An 11395-nucleotide genomic window follows, 5' to 3' on the forward strand; every position below is an offset into this window, starting at 1 on the left:
GCCGCCCTGATCCCGGTCGTCATGCTCGACATGTGGGAACACGCCTTCTACCTCGACTACCAGAACGTCAAGCCGGACTACGTCAAGGCCTGGTGGAACATCGTGAACTGGGCAGACGCAGAGGAACGCTTCGCCCGCGCCCGTACCCAGGGCGCCGGCCTCATCGGCTGACTCCTCGGAATTCGAGGCTGCGACCTGGTCGGCTGGCAATCCGACCAGGTCGGCCTGTCCCTTCGATCAGTCCCCCGTCGGTGCTCCGGTCCGTAGGGTCTCGGGAGAGGTGCATATATAGCCATGCATCGATCCGCCACACTGATCGACCGAAGGAACGAGTCCCATGCCGCAGCAGGTACGAGGCGTCATCGCCCGCTCGAAGGGTGCCCCCGTCGAGATCGCGACCATCACCATCCCCGACCCCGGACCCGGCGAAGTGGTCGTCGACATCGCGGCATGCGGGGTCTGCCACACCGACCTCACCTACCGTGACGGTGGCATCAACGACGAGTTCCCGTTCCTTCTCGGACATGAGGCCTCGGGCGTCGTGGAGAGTATCGGCGAGGGCGTGGAGTCGGTAGCGGTCGGCGACTTCGTGGTGTTGAACTGGCGTGCCGTGTGTGGTCAGTGTCGCGCGTGTAAGCGCGGCCGCCCGCAGTACTGCTTCGATACGTTCAATGCTGCGCAGAAGATGACGCTCGAGGACGGCACCGAACTCACCCCGGCGCTGGGCATCGGAGCCTTCGCCGACAAGACTCTGGTTCATGCCGGTCAGTGCACCAAGGTGGACCCGTCGGCGGATCCTGCTGTCGTGGGTTTACTCGGCTGCGGCGTCATGGCCGGGCTGGGCGCCGCCGTGAATACCGGCAACGTCGGCCGCGGCGATTCGGTGGCTGTCATCGGGTGCGGCGGTGTCGGTGACGCGGCGATCATGGGGGCGCGCCTGGCCGGTGCATCGAAGATCATCGCCATCGACCGGGACGAGAAGAAGCTGCAGTGGGCGAAGGATCTCGGTGCCACGCACATCGTCAACGGCTCCGATGTGGACGTGGTCGAGGCCGTGCAGGAGTTGACCGGTGGTTTCGGTGCCGATGTGGTGATCGATGCGGTCGGCCGTCCGGAGACGTGGAAGCAGGCGTTCTACGCGCGTGACCTTGCGGGCACGGTGGTTTTGGTCGGTGTGCCGACGCCGGACATGACCCTCGAGATGCCGCTGATCGACTTCTTCTCGCGCGGCGGCTCACTGAAGTCGTCGTGGTACGGCGACTGCCTGCCCGAGCGGGACTTCCCGATGCTCGTCGACCTGTACCAGCAGGGCCGGCTTCCGCTCGAGAAGTTCGTCAGCGAGCGCATCAAGATCGACGAGGTCGAACAGGCTTTCCACACCATGCATGCCGGTGAGGTGCTCCGTTCGGTGGTGGTCTTGTGAGCGGGAAGCTCCGGATCGAACGGGTCGTCACCGAGGGCACTTTCTCCCTCGACGGCGGAGAGTGGAACGTCGACAACAACATCTGGCTGATCGGTGACGACACCGATGTGGTGGTCGTCGACGCCGCGCACGAGGCGCAGCCGATCATCGATGCCGTCGGCGATCGGCACGTCAACGCCGTGATCTGCACGCACGGTCACAACGATCACGTCACGGTCGCGCCTGAACTCGCGGAGCGTCTGCACGCCCCGGTGCTGCTGCACCCGGGTGACGACGTCCTCTGGACGATGACGCACCCTGATGTGAAGTACTGGAGCCTGGAGGACGGGCAACGTGTCGCCATCGCCGGTACCGACATTCAGGTGATCCACACACCGGGGCACTCACCCGGTTCGTCGTGTCTGTATCTGCCCGAGGTCGGTGCGCTGTTCTCCGGAGACACGCTGTTCTCGGGTGGCCCCGGGGCGACGGGTCGCTCGTACTCCGATTTCCCGACGATCATCGGATCGATCCGGGACCGGTTGTTCGCCCTTCCTGAGGAGACGACTGTTCACACCGGGCATGGTGATGGAACGACGATCGGTACCGAGGCCCCGCATCTGGCCGACTGGATTGCACGAGGAAGCTGAGTTCATGACCGACACCACCGGCAGGTACGTCTTCGACGAGGACGATGTCGTTGTTACGCACGAGAAGTCTTATGCCGCAGGTATTCCTGCCGTGTTGGTGTCGTTGCGGCGTGGTATGGAGCAGATGGGCCCGGTGCGGACGGCCCGAACCTTGTGGAGGTTGAATCAGCGGGAGGGGTTCGACTGTCCGGGTTGTGCGTGGCCGGAGACTCCGGGGCATCGTAAGCATGCGGAGTTCTGTGAGAACGGGGCGAAGGCGGTCGCGGAGGAGGCGACCACCCGCACGGTCGGCCCGGAGTTCTTCGCCGCGCATTCGGTGTCGGATCTGTTGGGGCGGACCGAGTTCTGGTTGGGGCAGCAGGGTCGCCTGACGCATCCGATGGTGTTGTTGCCGGGGGCCTCGTATTACGAGCCGATCGGCTGGGATGCGGCGTTCGCGTTGATCGCCGGGGAGCTGCGGGGGTTGGCGTCGCCGCACGAGGCGGTGTTCTACACCTCCGGGCGCACGTCGAATGAGGCGGCGTTCGTGTACCAGTTGATGATCCGGGCGTTCGGGACGAACAACCTGCCGGACTGTTCGAACATGTGCCACGAGTCGTCCGGTAGCGCGTTGGTGGAGACGATCGGGATCGGGAAAGGGTCGGTCTCGGTTCCCGACCTCGAGAACGCCGATCTGATCCTGATCGCCGGGCAGAACCCGGGGACCAATCACCCCCGGATGCTCTCGACGTTGGAGAAGGCGAAGGCCAACGGGGCGAGGGTGATCGCGATCAATCCGCTGCCGGAGGCCGGGTTGTTGCGGTTCAAGGACCCGCAGAAAATGCACGGGGTGCTCGGGAACGGGGTGCAGATCGCGGACGAGTTCCTGCAGATCCGTCTGGGCGGCGACCAGGCCCTGTTCCAGGGTCTGGGCCGGTTGCTGCTCGAGGCCGAGGACCGCAACCCCGGGACCGTGCTGGACCGGGAGTTCATCGACACCCACACCGCGGGGTTCGAGGCGTGCGCGGCGCATCTGCGGCGGGTCGACCTCGACACCGTGGTGGAAGCAACCGGACTGACGCTCGACCAGATCCGGGCGACGGCGGACGCGTTGATCGCGTCGAGGAAGACGATCATCTGCTGGGCGATGGGATTGACCCAGCACACCCACGGGGTCGCGACGATCCAGGACGCGGTGAACCTGCTGCTGTTGCAGGGGATGATCGGTAAACCCGGGGCCGGGGTGTGCCCGGTGCGCGGGCATTCGAACGTCCAGGGTGATCGGACGATGGGGATCTGGGAGAAGATGCCCGAATCGTTTCTCGCCGCATTGGACAGCGAGTTCGGTATCGTATCCCCGCGCGAGCACGGCCTCGATGCCGTTGATTCCATTCGGGCGATGCGCGACGGGACGGCGTCGGTGTTTGTCGGGATGGGCGGTAACTTCGTCTCCGCGACCCCGGACACCGAGACCACCGAGGCCGCGCTGCGCGGGTGTGCGCTGACGGTGCAGGTGTCGACGAAGCTGAACCGTAGTCATCTCGTCACCGGGCGGACCGGGTTGATCCTGCCGTCGTTGGGCCGCACCGATCGGGACGTCCAGTCCGGCCGGAAACAACAGGTGTCGGTCGAGGACTCGATGTCGATGGTGCACCTTTCCCGCGGCAGCCTGACACCGGCCGGTGCGCATCTGCGCAGTGAAGTGGCGATCGTGTGCGGGATCGCCCAAGCCTTGTTCGGTCCGGATCATTCGGTGCCGTGGGCGGAGTTCACCGCGGACTACGACCGGATCCGCGACTCCATCGCCCGGGTGATTCCCGGGTTCGAGGACTTCAACCGAAAGGTCCGTCGGCCGGACGGGTTCGGACTGCCGCATCCGCCGCGGGATGAGCGCCGCTTTGAAACGGCGACGGGCAAAGCGAATTTCACGGTGAACGATCTGTCGTGGCTGCCCGTCCCGGAGGGGAAGTTGATGTTGCAGACGATGCGTTCGCACGATCAGTACAACACCACGATCTACGGTCTCGACGACCGCTACCGCGGCGTCAAGGGCGGACGGCGGGTGCTGTTCATCAGCGCGCAGGACCTCGAGAGCCTCGGGTACGCGGCGGGGGACCGGGTTGACCTCGTCTCGGAGTGGACGCGCCCGGATGGCACGGTGCAGGAGCGGCGGGCGGATGATTTCCGGTTGGTGCCGTATCCCACCCCGGTCGGGAACGTGGCCGCCTACTACCCGGAGACCAACCCGCTCGTGCCGCTCGAGCACGTCGCGGCGAAGTCGAACACCCCGGTGTCGAAGGCCGTGCTGATCCGACTCGAAAGGCGTCCCTGATGGGGCGCGTCACCACCCGGACCCCGGTCACCCGGATCACCGACACCCGGCACACCACGCGTCCCGACACGGTGGTGGTGGAGGAGCCGCTCGAGATCCGGGTCAACGGGACCCCGCTGGCGGTGACGATGCGTACCCCCGGCTCGGATGTCGAACTGGCGCAGGGATTTCTGTTGACCGAGGGGATCATCGGCGATCGCTCGGACATTGCCGCCATCCGATACTGCAACAGTGTCGACGAGAACGGGGTCAACACCTACAACGTCCTCGATGTCGATCTCGCGCCGGGGATCTTTTTGCCGGACACCGGGATCGAACGCAACTTCTACACCACCTCCTCGTGCGGGGTGTGCGGGAAGGCGTCTCTCGACGCGATTCGTCAACGCACCCGCCATTCACCGGTCACCGATGCGGTGCGGGTGTCTGCTGCCACGATCACCGAGCTTCCCGACCGGTTACGTTCGGCGCAGCGGGTATTCGACACCACCGGCGGTCTGCATGCGGCCGGACTGTTTACCCGCACCGGAGACCTGCTCGCAATCAAGGAGGATGTCGGCAGGCACAACGCGGTGGACAAGCTGATCGGTTGGGCCACCGAGCAGAGTTCGGTCCCGCTTCGGGGAACACTCCTGCTCGTCAGTGGCCGGGCGTCGTTCGAGCTGGTACAGAAAGCGGTGATGGCAGGTATTCCGGTGCTGGCTGCGGTATCGGCACCGTCGTCGCTGGCCATCGACCTCGCCCACGACGCCGGACTCACACTCATCGGGTTCCTCCGCGGCACCACCATGAACATCTACACCCACCCGGACCGCATCACCTGAGTGTCTCGGCGCGGATCCCGGCCTCGAGGGCGATCGCCCCCGCTTCCCCTCGCGACCCCACGCCGAGCTTCTTCAGCACCCCGGCCACATGGAACTTGACGGTGCTCTCGCTGATGCCGAGGCTGTCGGCGATCGCTTTGTTCCTTCTGCCCGTGGCGAGGTGGCCCAGCACCTCGAGTTCACGGGGATTGAGGTCGCCCAACTGCTGTTCGTCGGGCCGGGCCACGGGTGGGTCGAGCGGAATGGTGACGGCGACGCGGGAGCCCCATCCGCCGACCGACTCGACGGCGATCCGGCCGCCGAGTGTGTGGACGCGGCCCGACAGCTGCCGAACGAGTGCGTCGGTGTCCAGGCCGCCGGCACCGTCGTCGCGGACCTCGACCAGGAGATTGGACCCGTCGCAGTCCCAGGCGATGCGAATCCGTTCCAGCGTCGACTGCGCGGCGAAGGCGAGGACGGCGCTGCGTACCACGGCGCGCGCGGCATGCGCGACTTCACCGGGGAGGGCCCGGCCGTCCGCGGGCGGATCGACGTAGTCGACTAGGAGTGGCCGGTGTTGGAGCAGGGGCCGGAGTTCACCCTGTAGCCGGGCGAATGCGGTGGTGACCGCTTCCTCCGTGAGGAGGCGGTCGGATTCGCCGGCTGAGCGCAACGCCACCAGTGCGGTGGACGCGGTCTCGCTCGCCGTGATGCGTGACCGATGATCGTCGAGATCCTTGGACCGGAGGGTCGAGAGGATCGACTCGAGGGTGGCGGCATGCAGATCCGTCAATTCGACGATGGTCCGGGCTCTCTCGCTCGACGCGGCCCGCGACTCCGCGAGGTACGCCGGGCTCGCCTGAGCGACCTGGAGTCGAATGGACACGGCCACGACACCGAATGCGGCGGCGACGAGTGAAACGTCGCGGATGCGCTGACGAGACTTCGGCACGACGAGCAGCAGGGTGCCGGTGGCGTCCAGCATCGCCCAGACCTTCCGCTTCGATCCGGCGATCACCACCTGGTCGTCGAAGACCTCGTCGACGGACAGCTGGGTACGCAGTGCGTCCAGTTCGGCGATGGTGACCCGCTCGACGATCGACGGATCTCCGCTGACCTTGCGGGGACGTCCCGTGCATTCACGGGTGAAGATCACGAGTGCGGTGTGCGGCCAGATGTCGGCGAGGAATTTGGAGAACCGGACGGCGATATCGGGGAGCGAGCCGTCGATGACGTCGCGCATCGAACCGAGGAGATCTGCCGGTGACACCGAGGTCGAGCTGGAGAGAACCACCTCACGAGGGTATCGCGCGGTGGTCGGTCAGGCCTCTGCCTCTGCGCGGGCAGCATCGATGACAGTGGACCGCTCGAGCCCGAGCGTCTCCAAGGCGCGCGCCGCGGTGCCATGTTCGATTTCCGCCACCGCACGGACGATGTCTGCCCCGGTGAACGGCCGACGCCCGGCCTTCGCCACCGCTGTCGCCTCCCGGAAGGCCTCGCGCGCCGGTGCCGACAGGTTCAGAGGGCCGGTACGCGGCCGGCTCGGGGCCGTGTCGACGGAGGCGGTGTCGTCGAAGGGGGTGGTGTCACCGATGCCTGCTGCGGCGAGTGCGTCACGGTGCACCCGGGATATCGCCTCGCGCAGAGCGTCCCGGTTCGACCCGAGACGCTCGAACACTCGACGAGAAGTGCCGTCCGGCAGCGAGAACGACGCCAGAAGAAGATGTTCCGCACCGGGTTCCCGGTCACTGAGCCGGTCGGCTTCTGCTTCGGTCTCGGCGAACAACAGTTTCATCGTCCGCATGTCGCGCCATCCGCGGGTCAGGATCATCGTGTGCCTCTCGTCTTTTTGTCGCTTGTTTGTCTGCGTCCGGGACCCAGGCGCTTGTGTGCGGCTTGCCCTGAGATCCCCAGTGCCTGACCGATCGCCGACCAGGTCCACCCGGACGCAAGGGCCTGTTCGACTGCCTCACGCTCGAGCTGGTCCGCCTGACGTCGAAGGGCTACTACGGCCGCCAGAGCGGTGTCCGGATCCAGGTCGTCACTCACGGGTATCAACTTAAGTTGATACCCGTAGTCCTGTCAACCTTTGTTGATGAGCTCGTGGAAGCCCGCGGTCAGGTGAGGCTGATCGTCGCGAAGATGTTGGTCGGTTGAGGCGAGCCGCCGGCCGGTTCGACGCTGAATCCGAGGGTTGTCGACTGGTCGATGCCGCGGACGACCGCCGTCGTGGACGGGGACACGGCGTCGGCGTCCATGATCCCCGCCGACACCGGTTCGTGGGAGGGCCCGAGGAGCCACATCTGGTACACCGAACCCGGAGCCGGCGGAGCGACGTCGTTCATCACCAGGACACCCGCGTCGACGTCCTTGGAGAACACGACCGTGGCCGAACCGCCACCGGCAATGGGCGCTACCGCGGTGCGGACGTCGTCGGCTGCCAGGATCTGCGCGGGAACGGGCTGTCCGGAATCGTCGAGGAAACGCTGCGCCACAGTCACACCGCCGACGGCGAGGACGACGACCGCGGCGGCCGCGGCGAGCGCGGCGATCAGCCGGTTGCGTCTTCGACCGCGCGCGCTGTCGAGCGACACCGGGGCGGTCGCGGCGGGCAGTGACTCGAGGATGCGGCCGATCAGATGGGCGGGCGGCTCGACCGCGGTGGACGACGACTGGGCAGCCATCGTCTCTCGGACGCCGCGGACCGCGTCGGCGAACTCGTCGCGAACCTGCGGCGAGGCGTCCCGCACCGCGGTGTCGATCTGGCGCCGTTGCCCGGTGTCGACGGCGTCGAGGGCATACACCGGGGCGTGATCGAGCAGAGGGTTGATGGAATTATCCATCGAGCTGCACCCCCAAACACTGCTTCAGCCTGATCAACCCGTCCCGAATCCGTGATTTAACGGTGGGGAGGGCCACCGACAACCGCTCTGCCACCTCGCGGTAGGTGAGTCCGCCGTAATAGGCGAGAACAACCGTTTCCTGCTGGATTTCGGTGAGAGTGCCCAGGCAGTCGATGACGTCATTCTTGTCGCCACGGCGAGCGACCTCTTCGGACACCGCGTCGAACGGGCCGTAGTAACTCGCGGCCCCGTAGGTCGATTCTCGGTCGGTGCCCGACTGCTCGGAGCGCACCCGGTCGACAGCCCGCCTGTGCGCCAAGGTGATGAGCCACGACAGCGGTGAGCCCTGGCGGGGGTCGAAACCAGCAGCCGATTTCCAGACCTGAAGGTACACCTCCTGGGTGGTTTCCTCGCTGTATCCGGGGTCGCGGAGGACGCGCAGCACCATGCCGTAAACGCGCGCGCTGGTGCGTTCATAGAAGTCGGTGAACGCCTCGGTGTCGCCCGCGGCAATCCGCGCGAGCAACGCCGTCAGCGCCACGTTCTCGGTGGCCCTGTCGACGCCGGTCATCCGCCCTGTCCGTTCATCGATTTCAGCTTAGTCACAGCCTGCGGTCGGTGTGACCAGGACGGAGACACCGACCCGGCGGCATCGAGATTCGATACCGCCGGGTTCAGCGTGCAATTGAGCCGAAAACTACTGCGGCATCAGGACGGAGTCGACCAGGTACACCATCGCGTTGGCGGTCTGAACGCCACCGCAGACGACGCCTGCCTCGTTGACCTTCAGGTTGTCACCGGATCCGGTGACGGTGACGGAGCCGCCCTCGACTGTGACGTGCTCGCCGTCGATGTCGTTCGGCGCGATCTGCCCGGTTATCACGTGGTAGGTGAGCACTGAGGTGAGGAGTGCCGAGTCGGTCTTCAGGGTCTCGATGGTGGCGGGATCAACCTTGGCAAACGCGGCGTCGACCGGTGCGAAGACGGTGAACTGTCCGCTGTTGAGGGTGTCCACCAGATTGACCTGCGGATTGAGCTGTCCTGACACCGCCGCGGTGAGCGTGGTGAGCAGGGGATTGTTCGAAGCGGCGGTTGCCACCGGATCCTGCGCCATTCCGCTGACCGATCCCGCACCGTCCGGAACGGTCTTCGCGTATTCGGCACAACCGGGACCGACCAGGTTGGCTGCCGGGTCGGCCATAGCGGAGGAAGTGGTGGAGCCGGAGCCGGAACTCGATTCGGAAGTCATGGCGTCCGCGGAGCCTGCACTGCTGGACGAGTCGCTGTCGTCCGAGGAGCATGCTGCGCCCAGCAACACCAAGGATGTGCTTGCTGCGACTGCCAATACGCGTGTGGTGATGTTCATGGAAATTGCCTCTCTCCGATGTGGGTGCGGTGGAGCACCATCGACAGCCATTCGGAGCGGTTCCCGAAGTGGATGGGTCCCGAGATTTTTCGGTACCACACCCATCCGGTTGGCGAGCGGTGTCGAATGACTCGCGCAACGGTGCCGCGCAGCCCTCTCTTCGGAGCGCGTGTCGCCGCGGACTCGATCACCGGAAGAGGACTCGACATGAGCGTTTCGACAAACCGCGGATGTGCCGTGGGACTCGCAACTGCCGCCGTCGCTGTGCTGCTTTCAGCGGGTCCGGCGCAGGCAGAGCCGATGGGGCAGGCGGAGTTCCCCGGGGCACTGGCCCCCGGGAGGGGTGAGCGGCATCGAAGGAATTGCGCGAGCAAACGACCCCGTGACCAACGCGCAATTACACGTCAGTTTCCCGTCGGTGCCGTTCCAGAGCGCGCCTGAGGGGCCACCTCACCGACCACGCAAGGCAGAGAAGACATTCAGCCCCTCTGCACGGTGTGATTCAGGCGTGCGGCGGTGCCGGTGATGTTCTCCATCATTCCCCGGAAGATGATTCCGTGGAACGGGAGGATGGAGTACCAATACAACCGGCCCGCCAGTCCTTTCGGGAAGAAGATCGCGCGTTGTTCCAACCGTGACGCGTCGGGGTCGATGGCGCAGACACGCCACTCGAGCCAGGCGCCGCCGGGGGCCCGCATCTCAGCTCTGAGCCGCAAGAGTCTTCCTCGCTCGATGTGCTCGACACGCCAGAAGTCGAGTGGATCACCGGTATTGAGCTGATTCGGATTCCTGCGACCGCGGTTGAGCCCCACGCCACCGGCGATCCGATCGAGCCAGCCGCGCATGGACCATGCCAACGGAAAGGAGTACCAACCGTTCTCGCCGCCGATGCTTTCGACGACGCTCCACAGGGTGGGCGCGTCCGCGTCGCACTCCTTGCTGCGCTCGTCGGTGTAGACCACCTCACCTGCCCAGTCGGGGTCGGAGGGTAATGGATCGGACGGGGCGCCCACGGGGGAAGCGCTTGCCCAGTTGGTCTCTACTTCACCGTTGTCTATGCGCCGCAATGCCAATCGCACGGCGTCGCGATACGACGTCAGACCTTCTGGCGGCGGCGGGATCACGTCGTCGATATCGTGCTCGACGACGACGGCGTCGTTGTGCAGCGATTCGATCAATGCCCGTCCCAGCGAACGGGGTATGGGGGTGACCAGCCCAATCCACAATCCGGCGAGTTTCGGTGTGAGCACCGGTAGTACGAGGATTCTGCGTTGGCGCAGCCCTGCGATCTCCGCATAGATTTGCATCATTTCGCCGTACCGGATCACATCGGGTCCGCCGATGTCGTAGGCGCGGCTGCGCGGCAGCGAGGCCTCCGCTGCCGCGACGAGGTAGTACAGGACGTCTCGGACGGCGATGGGCTGAATCTTGTTGTTCACCCAGCGGGGCGTGATCATGACCGGAAGCCTGTTGGTGAGATGACGGATCATTTCGAAGGAGGCCGAACCGGATCCGATGACGACACCGGCTTGCAGAACCATTGTGGGGATACCGGATTCGGTGAGAATTTTCCCGACCGCCGTCCGCGACCGAAGGTGCGGCGAGAGGTCCGCGGAATCGGGATGGAGCCCGCCCAGATAGACGATCCGTCCCACGCCGGCCGCGTGGGCGGCTTCCGCGACGTTCTCCGCGCTGATCCGTTCGGCCTTCTCGAACTCGTCCGGGCCGCCCATGGAATGAACGAGGTAGTATACGACTTCCACGTCGGTGAAAGCGGCAGAAAGGGATTGGGGATCACTCAGGTCGCCGCGCGCAACCTCGACGCCGGCCGCCCACGGGACATCGGTCAGTTTCTCGGGGGAACGCGCCAGAACCCGAACCTGATACCCGGCCTCGAGTAGCCGGGGTGCGAGGCGTCCACCGATGTATCCGGTAGCACCCGTGACCAGTACGCGTAACTGTGTCATTCCCATACGCTACCCGTCATCGGCGCTGCCTCGCTCGATCAGCGCTATGGTCTTGT

12 protein-coding genes and 1 pseudogene are annotated in these 11395 nt (G+C 65.6%); 6 read left to right on the forward strand and 7 right to left on the reverse strand.

Annotated elements, in window-relative coordinates:
* The 5 genes from NOF53_RS18500 to fdhD all read left to right on the forward strand — a co-directional run.
* The coding region (locus tag NOF53_RS18500; RefSeq protein ID WP_255971576.1) for a Fe-Mn family superoxide dismutase at positions 1-171 on the forward strand (171 nt) is incomplete at its 5' end.
* 166 nt (positions 172-337) lie between these two features.
* The gene (locus NOF53_RS18505) at positions 338-1423 is read left to right on the forward strand and encodes an S-(hydroxymethyl)mycothiol dehydrogenase (RefSeq protein WP_255971364.1); all 1086 of its coding nucleotides are present in this window, start codon (positions 338-340) and stop codon (positions 1421-1423) included.
* On the forward strand, positions 1420-2052 hold the full coding sequence (locus tag NOF53_RS18510) for an MBL fold metallo-hydrolase (protein ID WP_255971366.1): 633 nt from the start codon (positions 1420-1422) through the stop codon (positions 2050-2052). Before NOF53_RS18505 ends, NOF53_RS18510 begins: the two co-directional genes overlap by 4 nt.
* A gap of 4 nt (positions 2053-2056) precedes the next feature.
* Positions 2057-4363, forward strand: coding sequence for an FdhF/YdeP family oxidoreductase (locus tag NOF53_RS18515; protein ID WP_255971368.1), 2307 nt, complete (start codon positions 2057-2059; stop codon positions 4361-4363).
* Positions 4363-5184, forward strand: a complete 822-nt coding sequence (gene fdhD, locus NOF53_RS18520; RefSeq protein WP_255971370.1) for a formate dehydrogenase accessory sulfurtransferase FdhD — start codon at positions 4363-4365, stop codon at positions 5182-5184. Before NOF53_RS18515 ends, fdhD begins: the two co-directional genes overlap by 1 nt.
* Here fdhD and NOF53_RS18525 read toward each other — a convergent pair.
* From NOF53_RS18525 to NOF53_RS18550, 6 genes are all read right to left on the reverse strand, one after another.
* A complete protein-coding gene (locus NOF53_RS18525; RefSeq protein ID WP_255971578.1) occupies positions 5177-6406 on the reverse strand; it encodes a helix-turn-helix transcriptional regulator in 1230 nt (409 codons plus the stop codon). The two genes, fdhD and NOF53_RS18525, sit on opposite strands and share 8 nt — an antisense overlap.
* 78 nt (positions 6407-6484) lie before the next feature.
* Complete coding sequence (locus NOF53_RS18530; protein WP_255971372.1) at positions 6485-6994, reverse strand: Clp protease N-terminal domain-containing protein; 510 nt, start codon at positions 6992-6994, stop codon at positions 6485-6487.
* Positions 6991-7212: a hypothetical protein gene (locus tag NOF53_RS18535; RefSeq protein WP_255971374.1), complete on the reverse strand. Its 222-nt coding sequence runs from the start codon at positions 7210-7212 to the stop codon at positions 6991-6993. Before NOF53_RS18535 ends, NOF53_RS18530 begins: the two co-directional genes overlap by 4 nt.
* 68 nt (positions 7213-7280) lie before the next feature.
* Complete coding sequence (locus tag NOF53_RS18540; RefSeq protein ID WP_255971376.1) at positions 7281-8006, reverse strand: anti-sigma factor; 726 nt, start codon at positions 8004-8006, stop codon at positions 7281-7283.
* A complete protein-coding gene (locus NOF53_RS18545; protein ID WP_255971378.1) occupies positions 7999-8577 on the reverse strand; it encodes a sigma-70 family RNA polymerase sigma factor in 579 nt (192 codons plus the stop codon). The genes NOF53_RS18540 and NOF53_RS18545 overlap by 8 nt, the downstream gene beginning before the upstream one ends.
* Positions 8578-8703: 126 nt before the next feature.
* Entirely contained in the window at positions 8704-9372 is a 669-nt protein-coding gene (locus tag NOF53_RS18550) for a fasciclin domain-containing protein (RefSeq protein ID WP_255971380.1), read from the reverse strand.
* 207 nt (positions 9373-9579) lie between these two features.
* Between NOF53_RS18550 and NOF53_RS27970 the strand changes: the two are divergent.
* A pseudogene (locus NOF53_RS27970) lies at positions 9580-9820 on the forward strand (lipocalin family protein); the annotation flags it as partial.
* 31 nt (positions 9821-9851) lie between these two features.
* On the opposite strand, the gene NOF53_RS18555 reads toward NOF53_RS27970, so the two are convergent.
* Positions 9852-11339: an SDR family oxidoreductase gene (locus NOF53_RS18555; RefSeq protein ID WP_255971382.1), complete on the reverse strand. Its 1488-nt coding sequence runs from the start codon at positions 11337-11339 to the stop codon at positions 9852-9854.
* Between the last annotated feature and the right edge of the window lie 56 nt (positions 11340-11395).

It is taken from the genome of Rhodococcus tibetensis (assembly GCF_024438035.1).
GTDB classification, from domain to species: domain Bacteria; phylum Actinomycetota; class Actinomycetes; order Mycobacteriales; family Mycobacteriaceae; genus Rhodococcus_F; species Rhodococcus_F tibetensis.

Excerpts from the sequence above, each read along its gene's own strand:
- NOF53_RS18505 (WP_255971364.1), top strand. The coding sequence starts at position 338 with ATGCCGCAGCAGGTACGAGGCGTCATCGCCCGCTCGAAGGGTGCCCCC.
- NOF53_RS18515 (WP_255971368.1), top strand. The coding sequence starts at position 2,057 with ATGACCGACACCACCGGCAGGTACGTCTTCGACGAGGACGATGTCGTT.
- fdhD (WP_255971370.1), top strand. The coding sequence starts at position 4,363 with ATGGGGCGCGTCACCACCCGGACCCCGGTCACCCGGATCACCGACACC.
- NOF53_RS18525 (WP_255971578.1), bottom strand. The coding sequence starts at position 6,406 with ATGCGCGACGTCATCGACGGCTCGCTCCCCGATATCGCCGTCCGGTTC.
- NOF53_RS18530 (WP_255971372.1), bottom strand. The coding sequence starts at position 6,994 with ATGATCCTGACCCGCGGATGGCGCGACATGCGGACGATGAAACTGTTG.
- NOF53_RS18540 (WP_255971376.1), bottom strand. The coding sequence starts at position 8,006 with ATGGATAATTCCATCAACCCTCTGCTCGATCACGCCCCGGTGTATGCC.
- NOF53_RS18545 (WP_255971378.1), bottom strand. The coding sequence starts at position 8,577 with ATGACCGGCGTCGACAGGGCCACCGAGAACGTGGCGCTGACGGCGTTG.
- NOF53_RS18550 (WP_255971380.1), bottom strand. The coding sequence starts at position 9,372 with ATGAACATCACCACACGCGTATTGGCAGTCGCAGCAAGCACATCCTTG.
- NOF53_RS18555 (WP_255971382.1), bottom strand. The coding sequence starts at position 11,339 with ATGACACAGTTACGCGTACTGGTCACGGGTGCTACCGGATACATCGGT.